Annotated in this window: 17 protein-coding genes, 1 pseudogene and 1 riboswitch; of the genes and pseudogenes, 10 read left to right on the top strand and 8 right to left on the bottom strand. The window is 67.3% G+C overall.

From position 1 onward, the window contains the following. Positions 1-44: 44 nt before the first annotated feature. From H5J25_RS14260 to H5J25_RS14245, 4 genes are all read left to right on the top strand, one after another. Positions 45-452, top strand: coding sequence for a hypothetical protein (locus H5J25_RS14260; protein ID WP_202092061.1), 408 nt, complete (start codon positions 45-47; stop codon positions 450-452). An 89-nt stretch (positions 453-541) separates the two neighbouring features. After that, positions 542-1,057 (top strand): DUF2306 domain-containing protein, encoded by a 516-nt coding sequence (locus H5J25_RS14255; RefSeq protein WP_202092059.1) that lies wholly within the window; start codon positions 542-544, stop codon positions 1,055-1,057. Positions 1,058-1,064: 7 nt separating this feature from the next. Beyond that, positions 1,065-2,531, top strand: coding sequence for a hypothetical protein (locus H5J25_RS14250; protein WP_225883133.1), 1,467 nt, complete (start codon positions 1,065-1,067; stop codon positions 2,529-2,531). Beyond that, positions 2,518-2,598: riboswitch (ZMP/ZTP riboswitch) on the top strand. (Overlaps the previous gene by 14 nt.) 23 nt (positions 2,599-2,621) lie before the next feature. After that, positions 2,622-3,320, top strand: coding sequence for a DJ-1/PfpI family protein (locus H5J25_RS14245; protein ID WP_202092055.1), 699 nt, complete (start codon positions 2,622-2,624; stop codon positions 3,318-3,320). Between the two features lie 33 nt (positions 3,321-3,353). On the opposite strand, the gene H5J25_RS14240 is transcribed toward H5J25_RS14245, so the two are convergent. Then, a complete protein-coding gene (locus tag H5J25_RS14240; protein WP_202092053.1) occupies positions 3,354-3,983 on the bottom strand; it encodes a DedA family protein in 630 nt (209 codons plus the stop codon). Positions 3,984-4,069: 86 nt separating this feature from the next. Here H5J25_RS14240 and H5J25_RS14235 point away from each other — a divergent pair, with 86 nt between their 5' ends. Further along, complete coding sequence (locus H5J25_RS14235) at positions 4,070-4,855, top strand: energy transducer TonB (RefSeq protein WP_225883132.1); 786 nt, start codon at positions 4,070-4,072, stop codon at positions 4,853-4,855. Positions 4,856-4,867: 12 nt separating this feature from the next. Here H5J25_RS14235 and H5J25_RS14230 read toward each other — a convergent pair. Beyond that, positions 4,868-6,260: pseudogene (locus tag H5J25_RS14230) on the bottom strand (UdgX family uracil-DNA binding protein). Further along, a complete protein-coding gene (locus H5J25_RS14225; RefSeq protein WP_202092051.1) occupies positions 6,257-7,510 on the bottom strand; it encodes a putative DNA modification/repair radical SAM protein in 1,254 nt (417 codons plus the stop codon). Before H5J25_RS14225 ends, H5J25_RS14230 begins: the two are co-directional and overlap by 4 nt. 205 nt (positions 7,511-7,715) lie before the next feature. Between H5J25_RS14225 and H5J25_RS14220 the strand changes: the two genes are divergently transcribed. Beyond that, positions 7,716-7,865 carry a hypothetical protein gene (locus tag H5J25_RS14220; protein ID WP_202092049.1) on the top strand — a complete coding sequence of 50 codons (150 nt, stop codon included), beginning with the start codon at positions 7,716-7,718 and terminating at the stop codon, positions 7,863-7,865. 84 nt (positions 7,866-7,949) lie between these two features. On the opposite strand, the gene H5J25_RS14215 is transcribed toward H5J25_RS14220, so the two are convergent. The 5 genes from H5J25_RS14215 to H5J25_RS14195 are packed head-to-tail and all read right to left on the bottom strand — an operon-like array spanning position 7,950 to position 15,289. Beyond that, the gene (locus tag H5J25_RS14215; RefSeq protein WP_202092047.1) at positions 7,950-9,797 is read right to left on the bottom strand and encodes an asparagine synthase-related protein; all 1,848 of its coding nucleotides are present in this window, start codon (positions 9,795-9,797) and stop codon (positions 7,950-7,952) included. A 22-nt stretch (positions 9,798-9,819) separates the two neighbouring features. Next, a complete protein-coding gene (locus H5J25_RS14210) occupies positions 9,820-13,239 on the bottom strand; it encodes a chromosome segregation SMC family protein (protein ID WP_202092045.1) in 3,420 nt (1,139 codons plus the stop codon). 31 nt (positions 13,240-13,270) lie between these two features. Continuing rightward, positions 13,271-14,008 (bottom strand): DsbA family protein, encoded by a 738-nt coding sequence (locus H5J25_RS14205; RefSeq protein ID WP_202092043.1) that lies wholly within the window; start codon positions 14,006-14,008, stop codon positions 13,271-13,273. Continuing rightward, entirely contained in the window at positions 13,950-14,738 is a 789-nt protein-coding gene (locus tag H5J25_RS14200) for a thioredoxin domain-containing protein (protein ID WP_202092041.1), read from the bottom strand. The genes H5J25_RS14205 and H5J25_RS14200 overlap by 59 nt, the downstream gene beginning before the upstream one ends. Further along, entirely contained in the window at positions 14,735-15,289 is a 555-nt protein-coding gene (locus H5J25_RS14195) for a DUF721 domain-containing protein (protein WP_202092039.1), read from the bottom strand. The genes H5J25_RS14200 and H5J25_RS14195 overlap by 4 nt, the downstream gene beginning before the upstream one ends. A 71-nt stretch (positions 15,290-15,360) precedes the next feature. Here H5J25_RS14195 and H5J25_RS14190 point away from each other — a divergent pair, with 71 nt between their 5' ends. The 4 genes from H5J25_RS14190 to H5J25_RS14175 all read left to right on the top strand — a co-directional run bounded on the left by H5J25_RS14190 (position 15,361) and on the right by H5J25_RS14175 (position 20,056). Beyond that, a complete protein-coding gene (locus H5J25_RS14190; RefSeq protein WP_225883532.1) occupies positions 15,361-16,380 on the top strand; it encodes an A/G-specific adenine glycosylase in 1,020 nt (339 codons plus the stop codon). After that, positions 16,377-17,795, top strand: a complete 1,419-nt coding sequence (locus H5J25_RS14185) for a serine hydrolase domain-containing protein (RefSeq protein ID WP_404829539.1) — start codon at positions 16,377-16,379, stop codon at positions 17,793-17,795. The genes H5J25_RS14190 and H5J25_RS14185 overlap by 4 nt, the downstream gene beginning before the upstream one ends. A gap of 20 nt (positions 17,796-17,815) precedes the next feature. Then, on the top strand, positions 17,816-18,691 hold the full coding sequence (gene nudC / locus H5J25_RS14180; RefSeq protein ID WP_202096386.1) for an NAD(+) diphosphatase: 876 nt from the start codon (positions 17,816-17,818) through the stop codon (positions 18,689-18,691). 411 nt (positions 18,692-19,102) lie between these two features. Continuing rightward, positions 19,103-20,056, top strand: coding sequence for an IS110 family RNA-guided transposase (locus H5J25_RS14175; protein ID WP_202092036.1), 954 nt, complete (start codon positions 19,103-19,105; stop codon positions 20,054-20,056). Positions 20,057-20,170 lie beyond the last annotated feature (114 nt).

Raw genomic sequence — 20,170 nt, 5'->3', positions numbered from 1 at the left:
TCATCGCCGGATGGGCCGCCGGCACGCGAACAGGAGCAGATGCCATGAAGTTGACCCTTATCGCCGGTATCGCCACCGCCGCGTCTGCCGCCTTGGTCATGCCCGCCGCAGCGCAAAATGCTCCGCAAAATGGCGTGCTGGTCATCTACGGCAACCAGAAATGCCCGACCACGCAGGCAGGCGACGAGATCGTCGTCTGTGTCCGTCGCAGCGCCAACGAACAGTTCCGCATCCCCAAGGAGTTGCGCGAACTGGAAGTGACTCCGGAAAACGAAGCCTGGGCCGTGAAGGCCAAGTCGAACGACACCGTCGGTGCGGTCGGGATCGGAAGCTGTTCTACAGTCGGGCCGGGCGGCGCAAGCGGCTGCTTCATCCAGAATGCGAACCGCGCGCGTTCCGAGAACAAGAAGAAGGCGGCGGATCAGAAGCAGATGGAGGATTCGCTGCCCTGATCGCGTGGCGATCCGACGCAAGTCGGATGGAAACAAGCCACTGGCTCCAAACCCGATCGTTCGTATAGACGGGCCGTTGGGGGGACATCATGGCCAGTATCGCGGATCTATCGAAACCGAAGCCTGTCCAGTCGCTCGCGCCCGATATGACGGAGCGCGTGCTGGCGATCGGATCGGGATTGCTTCTATTGGCGGTCGTCGTCGCGCTAGCCCGTGGCCATGCCGAATGGGCGATCGTGCCGGCGCCAGTCTGGGCGCATCTTGTCACGATCATCGTCGCGTTGGCGTTGACACCGACGATGCTGTTGCGCCGTCGGGGCGATCGGCCGCACCGCGTGCTGGGAACGATCTGGGTCGTCGCTCTGATCGCCACTGCCCTGATTTCCTTCGCGATCCGGCTGACCAATCCCGGCGGGTTCAGCGTCATCCACATCATCTCCGCCTGGACGCTGATCCAGGTGCCGATCATCTGGTGGAGCGCGCGCACGCACAACATCCCGCGCCACCGGAAATCGGTCCGCGGCATGGTGATCGGCGCACTGCTGGTCGCCGGCTTCTTCACCTTCCCGTTCCACCGGATGCTCGGCCAATGGCTGCTCGGTTGATCCGATGATGCAGCCGCAACAGGCGCGCGGGCCGCATGGCGTGGCGATCGGATTGTTCCTTCTCGTCTGGTTCTCCTGCATCTGGTTCGGATCGTATGAAGGCAATCCGAACAGCGCGACGCGCCTGTTCGCGGCCATATCGCTCGTCGAACGCGGCGATGCGACGATCGACGAATTCGAGACGCTGACGATCGATAAGGCCGAGTTCAACGGCCATATCTACACCGACAAGATGCCCGGGATGACGCTGCTCGCGATGCCCTCCGTCTGGCTGGCCGATCCAGTGACTGGGCAGAGGTCGGACGGCTTCCGATACGGCCTGCGCGATCCGGCGTTCGGCGATTACCTCCGCCTGCGCCAGTTGCTGACGATCGCGACGACGAGCGCGATCCTGATCGCACTGGCCGCCGTCCTGCTGCTCGACATGGCGACCGGGATCACCGGCAGCGCGAAGGCCGGGCTCGTCGCGGCCCTCACCTATGCGATGGCGACACCGGCCTGGGGATGGTCGACGACATTGTTCGGCCATGCGCCGGTCGGGGCCTTGCTGATGATCGCGACCTGGGCGGTGTGGCGCGGCACGTCCGGCGCACGGGAAACGGCCCGCCTGCGCTATCCGGTCATGGTCGGCGCGACGCTTGGCCTGGCGCTGCTGATCGAACTGACCGCGATATTCCCCGCCAGCGTGATCGGACTATGGGCGATATGGCGGACACGCACGCTGGCCGCGCCGGAAAGGTTGCGGCTCGCGGGGATCACGGTCCTCGCCGGTCTCGTGCTGCTCAGCCCGATGCTGGTCTATAACCAGATCGCGTTCGGGCAGTGGTTGCGGATCGGATATCAGGGCGTGGTCGGCTTCGACGGGATGAACCAGGGGCTGTTCGGCCTGACCTATCCCCGGCTCGACATCCTGTTCCAGTTGATCGCGGGTCCGCAGCGCGGGCTGATCTTCGTAGCGCCGATCCTGATCCTCGCGCCCTTCGGCCTTGCGCGGATGATCCGCACGCCCGACACCCGCGACCTCGGCATCATGGCGTTGGCGCTGGCGATCGTCATGCTGCTGTACAACGCCTCGTATTTCTACTGGAACGGCGGCTACTCTACCGGCCCCCGCCACGCCATGCCGGCAATGGCATTCCTCGCGCTCGGGCTGGGGCCATTATGGGCCGTCAGCGGTCGGACCGCGCGGCGGTGGATTGGCGCGCTGCTGGCGGTCAGCGCCTTCATCAATCTCGCGATCGCCGCCGCGGAAATCACCGCACCGGACTATATCGCCTTTCCCCTGTGGGATCCGATCCTGAAACACTTTCTGGAACTGGATATCCGCACCGTGCCGAGCGACTGGTGGGGATGGAAGACCGGGTTCGGCCTGGCCTTATATCTCGTCGTCGCGCTGCCGCTCGCCTGGTTGACATGGCGCGGCGCCGACTTGTCGGACGACGCGCGGCGCGATAGTCTGGCGGCGGTCGCGTAACTGGCGAGACGTGGGACACCACAGGGGAGCGCAGACCGAAGAGACGCCGTTCGCCTGGGCACCCATGTCGCCATCGATTGGAGCGCCCCCATGACCGAGCTTTCCCCGATCCGCATCGCGTTCCTGCTGTTCCCGGACGTCACGCAACTCGATTTGACCGGCCCGGCACAAGTGCTGTCGCGGCTGGGCAATGCGACCGTCGATCTCGTCGCCAAGACGGCCGATCCGGTGATGACCGACGCCGGTTTCGCCCTGCTGCCGACCGCGACGTTCGCCGATGCGGTCCAGCCCGATATCCTGTGCATCCCCGGCGGGTTCGGGGTGAACGACGCGATCGAGGACGATGCGACGATGGCCTGGGTCGCCCGCGTGGCACCGGGGGCGCAGTGGATCACCAGCGTCTGTACCGGATCGATCCTGCTTGGCGCGGCCGGACTGCTGACGGGGTATCGCGCGACGTCGCACTGGGCGCAGCATCACCTGTTGTCGGAATTCGGGGCCATCCCCGTCAAGGAACGCGTGGTGATCGATCGCAATCGCGCGACCGGCGGCGGCGTGACGGCGGGGATCGATTTCGCCTTCACGCTGATGGCCGCGATCCGGGGAGAGGCGCATGCTCGGCTGGTGCAGCTCAGTCTGGAATACGACCCCGCACCGCCCTTCGACAGCGGATCGCCGGCCCGTGCCGATGCGGCGACCCTCGCGCGGTACGAGGCGATGGCGGCCAGGGCAGCGCCCGGTCGGGAAGCGCGTACGCGGGCGGCGGCGGCAAGGCTTCGGGCGGGCTAGGCCGCGAAGGGCGAACCACCGGCCGCCTCGCTATCAGCGGCGCTTCAAGCCCCGTACGCGGTGCCAGATGTAGAAACCCACGGCTGCGACCAGCACGACGGCGATGATCGCGTCGGCGCTGTGGAAGGCCGCTTTCACGCGCGGATCGCTGTTCCATTTGTCGCCCAGCTTCATGCCCACCCAGGCGAGGCCGAAGCACCACGGCCAAGACCCGACGAACGTATAAATGTGGAACGGCAGCAGCTTCATCTTCGCCACCCCGGCGGGGAAGGCGATGAACGACCGGATCACCGGCAGCAACCGGCCGATCAGGATCGCCGAATTTCCGAACCGCGCGAAGAAACGGTCTGCCATGTCGAGTTCGCCCGGGCCGATCAGCACGTAGCGGCCCCAGCGTTCGATCATCGGGCGACCGCCACGCTTGCCGAGCTCATAGGCCGGGATCGACCCCAGGTTGCAACCCAGCGCCCCCGCCGTCGCGGCCAGATACAGATCGAAGTGACCGGTCGAGACGAGATAGCCGGCAAACGGCATGATGATTTCGGATGGCAGCGGGATACAGGCGGATTCGATCGCCATCAGGATCGCGATCCCGAGATACCCTCCGCTGGAGATGACCCAGATGGTGAAGCCGGCAAGGATGCCCAGGATGTGCTCGATCATGGGGCCGTGCGATGCGCGATGCGCGCCGCGAAGGGAAGCCCCAATTGCCAGCGCGCGTTCATGCGCGTCCCGATAGGGGCTGATCCGTGGGCCAGCCTGATGCATCCTACGGCGCGGGCCGCGACCCGCGGGACCGTCTTCTCGCCGGTGTGGCGGTGGCGACCCTGCACGTCGTCATCGGTTATGCGCTGGTCGTGGGGTTCGCGCCCGATCTCATCCGGCAGGTCAGCGATCCGCTCACGATCTTCGACCTGGCGCCGCCGGAACCTCCGCCGCCCTCCGCACCGGCCAAAAGGAAAGCGGCTCGCGATCCCCGCAAGACCGGCGCCGCCGCCCCCGCAAATCGCGAGGCCAAACCGAGCGAAATCGTCGCGCCGCCCGTCGCACCGCCGCCGATTCCGCCGCCGATCCTTGCCGCACCGGTCGCCGGTATCGGCGCTCAGGCCGCGTCCGGCGCCGCGCCGGTGGAGGGCCCCGGCACGGGCGGCGGCGGACAAGGCGAAGGCACGGGGAGCGGCGGCTTCGGAAACGGGCAGGGCAGCCGTGGACAAGGGACGTTCGCCGAACAGATATCCGGCCGCATCTACGACCGAGACTATCCCAAGGCGGCGGCGCGGGCCGGTATCGGTGGAACGGTATGGGTGCGCTACACCGTGACGCCGAAGGGCCGCGCGCAGGACTGTCGCGTTACGCGGTCGAGCGGCACTGCCGAGATCGACGCCGTGACCTGCGCGCTGATCGAAAAGCGGTTTCGCTATCGCCCCGGCACTGATGCGGCGGGGCGGAAGGTCTCGTCCGTGGTGGAGGAAGATCACCACTGGGAAGTGACGCGCGATTTCGGCGGAGAAGGGGACCAGCCGCCCGAGCGGTGAAAGGCGTTCCGATCAGGCGGGAACACGCGCGGCGGCGGTGCGCAAATCCTCCACGAACCGCGCATATTCCTCCGCTTTTGCAACCTCGTCCGGTAACCGCAGCAAAAAGCTGGGGTGCACGGTGATCCACGCTTCCCCGCCGCCATCGGGCAGTTCCAGCGCTCGCCCACGCTCCTTGCCGATCGTCACGACCCGCCCAAGCAGGCTCCGCGCCGCGGTCGCGCCGAGTGCCACGGTGACCTGCGGCTTGATCAGCGCGCGTTCCTGATCGATCCACCAGCGGCACGCGGTGATCTCCCCCGCGCCGGGCTTCGAATGGATGCGTCTTTTACCGCGCTGTTCGAACTTGAAATGCTTGACCGCATTGGTGACGTAGACCCGCGCCCGATCGATTCCGGCCTCGGCGATCGCGCGGTCGAACACCTGTCCCGCGGGGCCGACGAACGGGCGTCCGGCAAGATCCTCCTGATCGCCCGGCTGCTCGCCGACGAACATCATGCGGGCATCGACGGGGCCTTCGCCGAACACCGTCTGCGTCGCATCCTGATACAGCGGGCAGCGCGTGCAGCCGGCCGCCTCGTCGCGAAGCGCCGCCAAGGCCGCCTCGATATTTCCGCCGACCTGCGATCGTGCGACGTCGATCATTCCGCTCTCCCGCGCGCGCGCGCCTGCGATCAGTTCGGATACCAACGCCGTTTCCGGCATGTTTTTCCAATATTTACGCGGCATCTCCTTCAACATCGCGCCGACTTTCAGCCGGGCTGGATTGAAGATGGAGGCGTAATAGGTCTTCCACACATCCTCGATCGGATCGCCGCCGGGGGCGTCGCTCTTGACCGCACCCGGCCCCTGTTCCAGCCGCGCACCATCCCAGTGGATCGACAGATCCGGCGTCAGGATCGACCAGTGCATCGATGCGAGATCGATCGATGAAGAACGCTGCATTGGCGCGGACGATATGGTGATCGGGCTCGAACCATGCGACGAAACGGGGCGTGCCCTCCTCATCCACTTCCCGGAACCGGACGAACGCGCGCATCTTGTGGATATCGCGCCGCACCTCCTGCGCCAGACCCTCCAGCCGACGGACGAGTGGATCGGCGGCGTCGTCCATCAGGCGAGGTTGCGTGCGAAGCCGGGTGAGCGCCGTGTAGAGCAACGAAAAGCGTTCCGGCGTGCGATGCAGGACGGCCTTGCGCGCGAGGGTCACAAAGGCGCGGGGAACGGAAAGGCGATCGGCGGGCGGGGCGGGAAGCGTCTGCCCGGAACCTGCGAACAGGTCTTCGGCCGCGTCGCCGACCTGCCAGATCACGTCGCCCGGCGGTACGTCGTCCACCGCCAGCGCGCGTGCCGCATCGCGCCAGCCGTCAAAATCGTCCGGCTCCGCGAGACGGACGGTCTTCACCCGAACAGTTCCATCTGCTTCGGCTTGGGTTTCGCCATGACGACGCTGGTCAGGTCGGCCCGGTCGCTGAGCGCTACGGGACGCCAGTCCTCCGCGATCAGGAACGGGCGAACCTTGGTGATCGACGCGGTAAGACGGGCGACATCCGCCAGATGCAGCTTGCGCCAGCGACGCGCCGTCAAAATGTTGTCGACCGCCTTCACGCCAAGCCCCGGCACGCGCAACAGCATCTCGCGCGGTGCGCGGTTCACATCGACCGGGAACGATCCGCGGAACTTCAGCGCCCAGGCGAGCTTCGGATCGATATCGAGAGGGAGCATGCCGGTCGCATCGTCCGCCGCCGCGACGACATCGGCGGTCGAATAATCGTAGAAGCGGATCAGCCAGTCCGACTGGTACAATCGATGTTCGCGCATCAGCGGCGGGCGCTGCAACGGCAGGATCGCGCTGGCATCGGGGATCGGCGAAAACGCGGAATAATAGACGCGCCGCATCCCGAACCGGTCGTACAGCGTCGACGCCTTGCGCACGATATCGCCGTCCGTCGCGGCATCGGCGCCGACGATCATCTGGGTCGACTGGCCCGCGGGTGCGAACTTGGGCGCGGATTTGTAGCGCTTGCTGGCGTCCGCGGTATCGACGATCGCGGTCTTCATCTCGCCCATCGCGCTCGCAATCCGGACATCCGACTTTTCGGGCGCAAGCCGCTTCAGTCCGGATGCGGTCGGCAGTTCGACGTTGATCGACACGCGGTCGGCATACAGCCCCGCCTGATGCACCAGTTCGGGATCGGCGTCGGGAATGGTCTTCAGATGGATGTACCCGCGAAAATGGTGATCCTCGCGCAGGCTTCGCGCGACCTCGACGATCTGCTCCATCGTATAGTTGGACGAACGGATGATGCCGGACGATAGGAACAGGCCCTCGATATAATTGCGCTTGTAGAAGGATAGGGTCAGCCGCACGACCTCCTCGGCCGTGAAGCGCGCGCGCCGGACATTGCTCGATTTCCGGTTGATGCAATAGTGACAGTCGAAAATGCAGCTGTTGGTCAGCAGAATCTTCAACAGCGAGATACATCGGCCGTCGGGCGCATAAGCGTGACAGATGCCCATCCCGCCATCCGTCGATCCCACGCCCTTGCCGTCACGGGAATTTCGTTTCGACGTGCCCGATGACGAACATGACGCGTCATATTTCGCGGCGTCCGCCAAAATCTCCAGTTTCTGCTGAACGTCGAGTTGCGCCATCGGTTCGCTATATGTTCTTATTTGTGAAGAGTCGACCGATGATGTTCGATTCCTTGGTTTTTTCCGGCGCTCATCACGACTTTATGTCGGTGGGGCTGAGCCATCGGGCGCCCTCCCACCCGCTAAAAACTCGTTTGGTTACCCGCCCTTAAGCATTCCGTGCGCATCTGGCCTTCGCAGAATATCGCTGGTTGGAAGATCGTAAATGACCGACATGGACACGCAGGCCGTAGAGGCCGTCCCTCGTAGGATATGGGTGACACCCGCCGTCATCACGGCATCGATCGTCAAGCACTCGAAGGGACCAATGTCGGTCGGCCTGGGCGAAGAAACCACCGACGATATCGGCAGCTGAGACGGGGTTTCGAACCACATCCGCGACATCACGCCGAATTGCGGCCGCTGAACCACCGCCGATAATCGGCAATCATCAGCACGATCAGTGCCGCACTCTTTTTCTCTCCCCAATCCCGGTCCGATCGAAGCGCTTCGGCGATGGCGTCGCGATCGACCATCTCGTCCGGCAGGTTCCTTGCGCGCGCGACAAGCTGGGACGCGGCGGCGGAACTCGCCTCCGCGATTTCGGGCACGCGCAGGTCGTTGTGGAAGCCCCGGTCCTGGAATTCGGGGGATAGACGTCGGCCAGTGCCGTTCTCGCAAGATAGCGGTTCCGCCCATCCTTGAAATACAGCGCTTCCGGAACCGCCAGCGCCAGTTCGACAACCCTTTTGTCGTGGAACGGCCGGGTCATCGCGAGCCCCTCGACCCACGCCGCCATATTGATCGCCGAATCGGGGATCCGTGCGCTCACCCGCGCGATGGTATTGGCGAGCAGTTTCTGTCTTTCGACCGCCAGCCCGGCGTCCATGCCGATATCGCCCTCCACAAGGACGTTCCGGTCGATCGCGTCGTCAAGCGCATCGGCGCGCACGAACCGGTCCAGCCGAAGCCGCCTGGTTCGCCGCCCCGTCAACGCCTTGATCCGCTGAACCACAGGTTGGACCGCGAGCCGGACATGCGAGACGATCGCGCGGGGCAGCGTCGTTCCGTACCGCCTCCGCTCCGCGCGAAGCTCCCGCACATAAGCGCGAAGGTCGCCGCGTTGAAGCAGACGGGCAAGCGCGCCGGGGTCCCGCGGGTTCAGCGTATAGTCGCCGCCGTGTCCGTCCATCAGCAGCCGGACACCCTCGGCCGCCGCGATGCGTGCCGCCTCCTGATAGACGTAATGGATCGTGGATGGCGGCCCATCCAGCAGCGGGATCGCCTGATCCAGCCCGCCGAACGGCTCGATCCCCTCGCGCGTCAGGAACCGGACGTCCAGATGCGGCATATGGCGTGCGCAATGTTCCACCATCGTTCGGGCATCGTGCTTGAATTCCCCGCGCCGCGCCTCCGGCATGACCGATGCGATGCCCAGGATCGTGCGCCCATGTTCCGTCAGTACTGGCCCCGCGAGACCGGCGATCGCGCTGCTGTCGAAGCCGCCGCTCATGTGCAGCGCCGGACGCCGGTCGAGCCGCCGGACCCGGCACGCGACCGCTTCGCTAAGCACGCGGCGATAGGCGGATACGTAATATGCCTCGTCACGCCCGACATGGTCCGACAACGCCTCGGGCACCCAGTAGCGGGTCCGATTCACCTGCCCGTCCAGAGCGACGGTCATCCGCTCGCCACCGGCCAGACCATCGATCTCCTTGAACAGCGTCGGCGCCGCATCCGCATCGCGGATCACCAGCATGCGCCGCAGAACGGCATCGTCGTCCATCTCGCGCGGCACCTCGGGGATGGCCCACAAGGCCTTGATCTCGGAAGCGAAAGCCAGGAAATCCGCGCCGCGATGGAAGAAAAGGTGACGCTGGCCCATATGGTCGCGCGCCAGCACCAGTCGGCGTGCGCGCCGGTCCCACACCGCGAAAGCGAAATCGCCAAGCAGATGACCGGCACATTCCTCGCCCCAGCGTCGATAGGCGGCAAGGACGAGCGCGCTGTCCGGCATGTCGCGGAGCATCGCCGGCGCGATCTCCAGCGCCTCCGCCAGATCCTCGCGATTGTCGAGACGGCCCTCCACGACCAAAGTCACGTCGCCACGATCGTCGCTCAGCGGCTGTGCATCGAACATGTCCTCGCGGTGAACGCGCATCTTGCCATAGCCGATACAGACGGGGCCGAGCGGAGCGATGTCGGTACCGTCCGGCGTCCGGTGCCGCATCGTCGCCGCCATGCGCGCCACGATCCTGGCGTCGGCTTCCCTGCCGTCAAACCTGATGATGCCGAAAATCGCGCTCATTGCCGATGCTTATAGCCCCGCATCACTCCGCCGCCAGCAAGCTCTCCGCGCCGCCCAGATCGACCGAGACGAGCCGGCTGACCCCCTGTTCGATCATCGTGACGCCGAACAGCCGATGCATGCGGCTCATCGTCACCGCATTGTGCGTGACGATCAGATAGCGTGTCTTCGTCTCGCGCGTCATCGCGTCCAGCAATCCGCAGAACCGTTCGATATTCGCATCGTCCAGCGGCGCATCGACCTCGTCCAGCACGCAGATCGGCGCGGGGTTGGTCAGGAACAGGCCGAAGATCAGTGCGACCGCGGTCAGCGCCTGTTCCCCGCCCGACAACAGGGTAAGCGATTGCAGCCGCTTGCCCGGCGGTTGCGCCATGATCTCCAGCCCCGCTTCCAGCGGATCGTCCGAATCGATCAGCTCCAGATGCGCCTGGCCGCCGTTGAACAGCGTCGTGAACAGCCGCCGGAAATGGTCGTTGACCGCCTCGAACGCCGCCAGCAACCGCTGCCGCCCCTCACGATTGAGCGTACCGATCGATCCGCGCAGCCGGTTCACCGCAAGCCCCAGTTCCTCGCGCTCGGCGGCATTGCCGCTGCTCGCGCCCAGCAATTCCGCCAATTCGCTTTCCGCGACCAGATTGACCGGGCCGATCCGTTCGCGATCGACCGACAGGCGTTCGTGCGCCGCGGATTCGTCCTGTGGGCTGCGCACGCTCTGCGCATCGAACCCGACGCGTTCCGGCAGGACGGGGGCGGGGCACTCGAACCGTTCGCCGGACAGCCGCCCCATTTCGATGCGGCGCAATTCCTGATTCTCCGTCCGGGCGACCGCGCCGGCGCGGATCTCGCGCGCTTCCGACAGCGCTTCCGCCGCCAGCCGGGCAACGCCCTCGGTTTCGCGGAGAACGCGCTCGGCCTCACGCTCTGCGCCCTGCGCCGCTTCCGCTTCGGCACGCGCCGCCTGATGCGCGGTATCCAGCGTCGCGATCTCGCCAGCGATCGCGGCGGGCGTGTCCGCCAGCGTCGCGGTCTCGCGAGCGAGGTCCGCCGCGCGCTTGTCCATGTCCGCGATCCGTCGTGCGGCTTCACCCGCCCGCGCGCGCCAGCCCTTGGCCTCGCCGGTCCCGCTCGCCAGCCGATCGCGATCCTGCGCCAGCGCGCGGTCCAGCGTGGCGCGATCGGCGCGCGCGATGGCGACGGCAGCGCGGCGCGCTTCGGCCTCGGCGGTCAGGCGCGCGACACGGTCCCGCGTCGCGCTGCCATCGGGCAAAGCAGCGCGTGCCGCGGCGGCGATCTCCGCATCGGCCTCAGCCTCTCGCAGGTCCCCGACGACGCGATCTCGCCGCGTGTCGATGTCCGCGCGCTGCGTCGCGATCCGTTCCAGTGCCGCACCGGCGCGATCTTCGGCGCGGGTCGCGTCGCGGGCACGGTTCTCTGCCTGTTGCAGCGCGGTGCGCGCCTCGAACGCGCCGGTCCGCGCCTCCGCGATCGTTCGGTCGATCCCGGCCAGTGCGGCGTCGGCGGTCTCCACCGCGGCGGCGGCGGCCGGTCGCGCCGCCTCCAGGGTGCGCAGGCGATTAAGGCGGACGAGCCGCTCCGCCGCCGCCGCGCCACCCGATTTCGCGACATACCCGTCCCAGCGCCGCAACAGCCCGGCCTTGGTCACCAGCCGCTGGCCGACCGCGAGCGGCTGGCCCTCGTCCGCCTCTGCCACCAGCACCTGCGCCAGACGCCGTCCAAGCGCGGGCGGCGCGGCGACATGATCGGCCAACCGCTCGGTGCCCGGCGGCGGCACGGGGTCGCCGGACGACGGATCGGCGCCACCCCAGAACCGCTCCGCCGCAGGATCCAGCCCCGCCTCCAGATCATCGCCCAGCGCCGCCGCCAGCGCGCGCTCATAGCCCGGTTCGGGGTGCAAAGCGTCCAGAACGCGCCCGCGTCCGGACACCTGCGTCGCCTTGGCCAGCGCCGCCGCCTCGCTGTTCAACGCAGCCAGTTCGGCATGCGCGGCGGACCGGGCGGATTGCGCCGCGTCGCGATTTCCTCGCGCCGTCCGTTCCTCTGCTTCGGCCTCGGCCAGAGCGGTCCGCGCCTCCGCGGCATCGGTCAGCGCCCGTTCGCGGACCTCCGCCGCCCTCGCGCGTTCCGCTTCCAGCGGTTCGGCCGTCCCGATCGCGTTGGCTTCCGCAGTAACGCGCGTCAGATCGCGCTCGGCCCGCTCGATCCGCACGCGGGCAGCGGCCAGTGCGGCGTCGGCCACCCGCGCCTCCGCCGCTTCGCTCGCCTGCTCGGCCAGCGCCTGTGCCAGCGCGACGTCGGCGTCGCGACCGGCGCGTTCCGCCTCGGCCAGCGCCGCGTCCATCCCCGGCATCCGTGCCGCCGCCGCCGCGATCCGCGCATCCAGCGCCTTGGCGTCCTCCGCCAACCGAGCGAGTGCTTCCGCAGCATCGTGCGCCAGCGCGCCTTCGCGGTCGCGGTCATCGGCAAGGCGTTTCGCGCTCTCCGCCAGTTCGTGCAGCCGGCGCTCGGCCCCGGCCAGTTCGGTCCGCAGCGCGGCCAGTCGATGCCCCGCATCGCTCGCCGCGTCCCGCGCGGCCAGCGCGGTTGCACGCGCGGAGGCAAGGCGATCGGTCGCCTGTTGCTGATAGGCGGCGGCGGCGCGCTGCCGTTCCGCCGCTTCCGCCACGCGCCGCTCGGCTTCTGCCGCTTCCGCCTTGGCCAGGTCGGCCGCCGCCGCCGCATCCCGCCAGCGCGCGAAGATCATCCGCGCCTCTGCGATGCGGATCTGGTCCGACAGCGCACGATAGCGTTCGGCCTGGCGCGCCTGCCGTTTCAGCGCGGCGGCACGCGCGTCCTGATCGGCGATAACCTCGTCGAGCCGCAGCAGATTGGCTTCGGTCGCGCGCAATTTCTGCTCGGCATCCTTGCGCCGGACATGCAGCCCCGCAATCCCGGCCGCTTCCTCCAGCATCGCGCGGCGTTCGGCCGGCTTGGCGGCGATGACCGCGCTAATCCGTCCCTGACTGACCAAAGCGGGGGAATGCGCGCCGGTCGCGGCATCCGCGAACAGCAGGGCGACGTCCTTCGCCCGCACGTCGCGCCCGTCGATCCGGTAGGCAGAACCTGCACCGCGTTCGATCCGCCGGACGATTTCGGTTTCCTCGACCGACCCGTCGTCCGCGGGCGCGCGCTCGATCAGCATCGAGACTTCGGCGAATTCGCGCGCGGGGCGGGTGGCGGTGCCCGCGAAGATCACGTCTTCCATCCCCGCGCCGCGCAACGAACGCGCGGACGTCTCACCCATCGTCCAGCGCAGCGCCTCCAGCAGATTGGATTTGCCGCATCCGTTGGGCCCGACGATCCCCGTCAGGCCCGGTTCGATGCGCAGGTCCGCTGCGTCGACGAAACTCTTGAAGCCCGACAGACGGAGCCGCTTGATCTGCACGGACTGGCGGCTCCCCCGGATCAGCCGGGGATCAGGCCCCGGCGGCCTTCAGGCGCTGCTCGACCTGTTCCCAACTGACGGCACCCTGCAACGGTTCGTCGTTCAGGAAGAAGCTCGGCGTGCCGCTGACGCCCTTCTGCGTGCCGACGTCCATGAACTTCACCATCTTGTCGATCTCCGCCTTGTCGCTCAGGCACGCGCGCGCCTTGGCTTCGGGCAGGCCGCGCTGCTTGACGAAATCGATATAGCCGAGCTTCTCGGCCCAGGCGGTGGCGAACACTTCGGGCGGCTTGCCCTGCAACGTCGCCTGGAATGCCTGCGCATCCTCCATCTTGGGCAGGATGGTCGATTGCGCCGTCATCATCGCCTCCAGCACGGGGAAGAAGGCGGCGGTGCCGACGCAGCGGCCGAGCAGGGCGGGGGCGAAATCGGGCGCGCCGTGGACCAGATATTCGCGGAATTCGTAGCTCACCTTGCCGCTCTTCACATACGTATCGGTCAGCGGCTTCATCCCCGCAGCGGCGAATGCGCCGCAGGTCGGGCACAGACGCGATCCGTATTCGACCAGCTTCAGCGGTGCGTTAGGATTGCCCATGACGAACCCGCCCTGGTCGGTTTGCGCGACGGTCTGCGTCCAGTCCTGCCCGGCGGGGGCGGGGGCTGCCGCGACCGATGCGGCGGCGGTGGTCGAATTGCCCGGACCGCCGGCATCACCGCAGGCGGCGAGGGCGATCAGGGGCAGGGCGGCGGTAAGGATACGGAACTTCATCGACTTCACACTCCTGGAGGATTTCATTTCGCGCCGGCCGCGCGGAGCACTTTTTCGAGCCCCACCCAGTTGAGCGAGGGATGGAACTTGCCGTTGACCGCAAAGGTCGGCGTGCCCGCCATGCCGGGGGCGACGCGGCGGAAATCGCTTTCCACGATCCGTCGCTCATCACCGCCAATTGCATCAGGCTCTTCGTATCGTTGAAGCACGCGGTGATCGCACCGTCGCTCAGCCCGTGGGCGCGGCCGATATCCGTCAGGCCCGATCCGTCGGCCAGCGCACGCAGCTTGGCGTTGGTCGGGTACAGGCCGATCCGCGACCCGTTGGTCTGTCGGAACGACATGCCGCGCGACAGCCACGCATCCTGTTTGGCGAAGATATCCTCCGTCGTCGATGCGAAGCCCACCGGGCCGGTGCACCGCGCGATCACCGTCGCGGCGAGATCCAGGTCGTCGCGCGTCGCATGCCGCATCTCGACCCGGGTCGACCCGGACCGAATGAATTTGTCGCGCAGCGTCGGCGTGGCCTGTTCCGAATATTCGGCGCAGTGCGAGCAGCTATAGCTCAGATATTCGGTCAGTTTCACGCGCGCGGCGGGGTTGCCGACGACATAGGCGCCGTCCGCGGTACGTGTGACCGTCTTCGTCCAGTCGCGCGGGGCCGGCGCGGCGCTGACGACAGCGGAGGCCAGAACGGGGACCAGCACGGCGGCGAAAATGGATCGTTTCATTCTTCGGGGGTTCCAATGATGGGTGCGCCGCGCGTGGCGGCGACACCGGCGGCCAGCGCCTCCAGCACGGCCTTCAATTCGGGATCGGCGATCGTCCTCAGGCTCGCGCCGAGATCGAGCGGGACGGGTTTCAGCGACGGCGGCGCGGCGCGCGGGCGTGGCGCGGGCACGTCGCCCTGCCGCATCTGTACCTTGCAGATCGCTTCATATCCGAAGAAGCGGTTGACCCGTTCGATGATCTCCGGCGCGATATGCTGCATCATCGTGCCGTGCGCGCCGCGCACGACGAGGTTCAGCGTGCCCTCGGATCGTTTCCCTTGCGGGAATCGGATCGATTCGGGGGCCGACACGCCTGCATACCTTGGCCCGACGATCTCCGCCCAGCGGCTGACGACCGCGCTCTGGACGAAGCCGAATTGGCGAAACGCGGCACGACCGACATCGGGCAGCAGTTCGGCCACGCTTCGCGCGCGGCCGCCGCGTTGCGGCTCCGGTTTCGGGACCGGTGCTTTGGATGTCGGGACGACGCGCTTGCTCATCCCGCCCCCCATGCCATAGCGGCGGCGTGCCCGCAAAGCCCCGATCCATTTCGCCCCCGCCAGCACGGGACATCGCCGGGCCGCTGCTCCACTGGTACGACGCGCATGCCCGCACGCTGCCGTGGCGCGCTCCGCCCGGCAACCCGGCGCCCGATCCGTACCGCGTATGGCTGTCGGAGATCATGCTCCAGCAGACGACGGTCGCGGCGGTACGGCCGAAATTCGACCTGTTCACCACCCTCTGGCCCGATTTCGCCGCGCTCGCGGTGGCGGACGAGGCGGAGGTGATGACCGCCTGGGCCGGGCTTGGCTATTACGCTCGCGCACGCAACCTGATCGCCTGTGCGAAGGTAGTCGTCGCAAAGCATGACGGGCGATTTCCGGCGACCGAGGCGCAGTTGCGCGCCTTGCCCGGCATCGGGGACTATACCGCCGCCGCGATCGCCAGCATCGCGTTCGGCCAGCGCGCCGTCGTGGTCGATGCCAATGTCGAACGCGTCGTGGCACGGCTCTACGCCATTGCCACACCGCTTCCCGCTGCGCGGACCGCGATCCGTGCCGCCGCGGACGCGATCACCCCGGACGCGCGATCTGGCGACTTCGCACAGGCGATGATGGATCTGGGGTCGGGCATCTGCACGTTCCGCGCCCCGAAATGCCTCGCCTGCCCGCTGCACGATCGCTGCGACGGTTTCGCATCGGGCGCGCCGGAGCAATATCCGGTCAAACCCGCCAAACTGGCCAAGCCGCAGCGCTACGGCACCATCTTCTGGGCCGAGCGAGGCGGTAGCGTGCTGCTCGTTCGCCGCCCGCCCAAAGGCTTGCTCGGCGGCATGCGGTCCTTGCCGACCGGTCCGTGGGCCGACACTCCGCCGGGACTGGCCGATGCACCGCTCGACATCGCGTGGCGCACGCTCGATCGCACCGTGGCCCATGTCTTCACGCACTTCGGTCTCGAACTGTCGCTTGCGGTCGGCGATGTGGAGGGGCATTCGGCGATCGGTGCAAACATCGGGGAATGGTGGCCGATAGCCGACATCGAGTCGGCGGGGCTGCCCACGGTATTCGCCAAGGCGGCGGCAGAGATCAGGAGAGTTCAGTGAGGAACATCAAGCACATCGCATCGGCCACGACATTGGCGCTGCTGCTCGCCGGGGCCGGCATGGCGCAACGCCAGGCGCCCGCGCCCCAGACCGCCGCGCCAACGCCCGCCCAGCCCGCAACCGCGCCCGCCCTTGCCGCCGTCCCCTCCGCGCTACCCGCGACGCAGGCGGTGCTCGACGGCTATGTCCGCGACAACAAAATGCCCGGCATCGTCGGCGCGTTCGGCCTTGGCGACGGTCCCACCATGTTCGTCAGCGCGGGCAAGATCGCGGACGGCGCGACCGCACAGAAGGCCGGCCCGGACTCCCTGTGGCGCGTCTATTCGATGACCAAGCCGATCACCGGCATGGCCGCGATGATCCTGGTCGAAGACGGCAAGATCAAGCTGGACGATCCGGTCAGCAAGTTCATTCCCGCGTTCAAGAACATCACCGTCCTGAACGGTCCGGACAGCCTCGCTAGCCACCCCGCCGTGCGCCCCGTCACGATCCGCATGCTGCTGACGCACAGCGCGGGCCTCGGCTACAGCATCGTGACGAAGGGGCCGTTGCTCGCCGAATACCGGCGGCTCGGCATCGATCCGGCACAGGTGAACAACGACCTGGAGGCGCAATCGCGCAAGCTGCGCCCCGCCACGCTGGAGGAATTCGCCAACCGCGTCGCCAGCGTGCCGCTGATGTACGAACCCGGTTCGCGCTGGAGCTATTCGATCGGGCTGGACGTCATGGGCCGCGTGATCGAGGTCGCCAGCGGCATGTCGTTCGACGGCTTCGTGCAGAAACGCATCTTCGACCCGCTCAAGATGGCGTCCAGCTTCTGGACCGTACCGCAGAGCGAGGTTCCGCGTTTCTCGACCAACTACATCTTCACCCGCGCGGCGATGGCGCAGATGAACCCCACGCTCGACACGTCGAAGATCGATGCCAAGGCGCGCTTGCCGCTGGATGCCGCCGCGACCTCCGTCTGGCTTAAGCCGCCAAGCTTCCCCTATGGCGGCGCGGGGCTCGTAATGTCGGCACGCGATTACGACCGCTTCCTGCACATGCTGCAAAACTATGGCGAACTGGACGGCGTACGCATCATGAAGGCGGAAACGGCGAAGCTCGGCATGTCCAACCTGCTGCCTGTCGGCGTGACCTTCGCCGGCACCGTCGCCAGCACCGGCGGCAATACCGGCGGGCCCAAGATGGGCTTCGGCGCGGGCGGTTCGGTCTATCTGGAGGATTATCCGGGCGGCGCGGGCAAGGGAACGTACGGCTGGGGCGGTGCCGCCGGAACGGTCGCCTTCGTCGATCCCGGCCGGCATGCGCGCGGCACGGTGATGGTCAATTACTTCCCAGGCGAGACTTATCCGATCCGCACCGAAGTGCTGCCTGCCTTCCTCGCCGACGCGAAACGTTACCGCGCGCAATGACGTTGGGTTCCGTCTCTGCGATGATCCCGCCGGGCTTTACCGGCGGGTTGCTCGACCGCGCCGACAACCTGCGCCACGATGCCGATGGCCTCGCCGCGGCGATGGGCGACTGGCGCGCGCGGTTGCTGAAGCTGGATAATCTCCAGCCCGAGGTGACCGACGACGGACGCCTCGGCTGGACGAGCCTCGCCGATGCGCCGGACGACGCCGAACTGCTGCTGCTGGGCTTGGGCGAGGGGCGACCGCACTTCGCCGCGTTCGTCCCCGGCACGCGCGTGTCCAACGCCCCCGCGATGCGCAGCCCGGCGCTGATGGCCGCATTGCACAGCCTCGCCCCCGGCGAAGCGGCGACCTATGCCGCGGCACGCAGCCTGATCGACTGGCACGCGCGGCACGGCTTCTGCGCCAATTGCGGCACCGCGACCGCGATCTTCCGCGCCGGCTGGGGCCGCAAATGCCCGACTTGCGCGGCCGAGCATTTCCCGCGCGTCGATCCCGTCGTCATCATGATCGCCGAACATGACGGCCGCGCCTTGCTCGGCCGCGGCAAGGGCTGGCCACCGGGCCGCTATTCCGCACTCGCCGGGTTCCTGGAGCCCGGCGAATCGATCGAGGAAGCCGTCGCGCGCGAGATCCACGAGGAAGCGGGCGTGAAGGTCAGCGGCGTCCGCTACGTCGCCAGCCAGCCCTGGCCCTTCCCCTCGCAACTGATGATGGCCTGCGTCGCGACCGCCGCGGACGACGCGATCACGCTGGACGTCACCGAACTGGAAGACGCGATCTGGGTCGCCCGGGACGAGGTCCGCGCGATCCTGGCAGGCGAAAAGGGCGCCTTCATCGCCCCCCCGCCCTACGCAATCGCCTTCACGCTGCTGACGGAGTGGGCGAAGGGGTAGGGAGCTTCGGCGCCTCCACACGGGATCACCATCCCCCCCCGTTCGTTTCGGGCGAAGTCGAGAAACCGGCCTCAACAACCCCCGTTCGTTTCGAGCAAAGTCGAGAAGTCGGCGCATCGACACCGGATCACCATCCCCCGTTCGTGCTGAGCTTGTCGAAGCACCTGCCCGGGATACGGACCCCGGTACCGGTGGCCCGCCCTTCGACAAGCTTGTCTGTCTGGAATGGTGTAATCGGCAAGGTGCCTGAGCCGGGTGGCCACCCGGCTCAGGCGGCGGATGTGAGGCCGTTCGACAAGCCGGTCGACAAAGACCGTTCCTGAGCAGGGCCACATCCGTCTTCCCAAACCCCGGACAGTTGCCTGGGGCCGTGCTTACGGACCCCGCATGACAAGCTTGGGAGACCGGATCATGTCACACTCCGACCTCTTTGTCGGCATCGATGTTGCCAAGGACGAACTCGTTATCCACGCTCATCCGGCAGGAATGCTCTGGCGGGTACCCAATACCAAGACCGGCATTGCCGCACTCGGCCGCAAGCTTGTCCGGCTTGCCGGTACGGCGTGCCTGCGGATCGGCTTCGAGGCATCGGGCGGTTACGAGCGCAAGCTCGCCATCCTGCTCGATCGGATGGACGTTACAGCCTATCTCCTCGATCCGGCACGCGTGCGCAGTTTCGCCCGTGCCGAGCGACAACTCGCGAAAACCGACCCACTCGATGCGGCCGTCATCGCGCGGTGTCTGGCAGCACTGCATCCCGAACTGACGCCCTATGTCCATGATCCCGAGGCCGTGAGGCTGGCCGAGCATGTCCGCATGCGCGATCTTGCCGTCGCCCAGGCGGTCCAGTTCGGCAATCAGTTGGAGAGCATCGCCGATCCCGCCATGCGCCGCCTCGTCGTCGCGCAGGTCGCACGGCTCAAGGCCCTGGTTCTGCGCATCGAAAAAGCCATTGCCAGCGTCATCGCCGCCTCGCCCGATCTGGCCGCTCGCGAAGCCCTGCTCCGCACAGCACCCGGCGTCGGGCCGGTCGTTGCCGCATGCCTGCTGGCACGCATGCCAGAACTCGGACGCCTCTCCAGTCGACAGGTCGCAGCGCTTGCTGGCCTCGCCCCCTTCGATCGCCAAAGCGGCAAGACCAGCCGGCCGGGGCGATGCTCGGGCGGCAGGCCCAGCATCAGGCGTTGTCTCTATCTGGCCGCGCTCAGCATCGCGCGCTCGGGCAAGGGGCAACTCGCCGCTACCACCAACCGCCTGCGAGAGGCCGGCAAACCCTTCAAGCTTGCCATCGTCGCCACAATGCGAAAACTGCTCGTAACCCTCAACGCGATGGTCAAAAACAATACCGAATATCGCACCGGGTGAACACAGTTGCTCAGGACGAACGGGGGGCGGGGGGGCGGGCGCAGCGCATCCACCCCCCCGGTTCGTCATCCATCCCCCGTTCATTTCGAGCGAAGTGGAGAAACCGGCCCGCGT

The organism is Sphingomonas aliaeris (genome assembly GCF_016743815.1).
Lineage (GTDB): Bacteria > Pseudomonadota > Alphaproteobacteria > Sphingomonadales > Sphingomonadaceae > Sphingomonas > Sphingomonas aliaeris.
The sequence above is the reverse complement of the archived record's forward strand: the minus strand, read 5'-3'. Positions and strand labels throughout refer to the sequence as shown.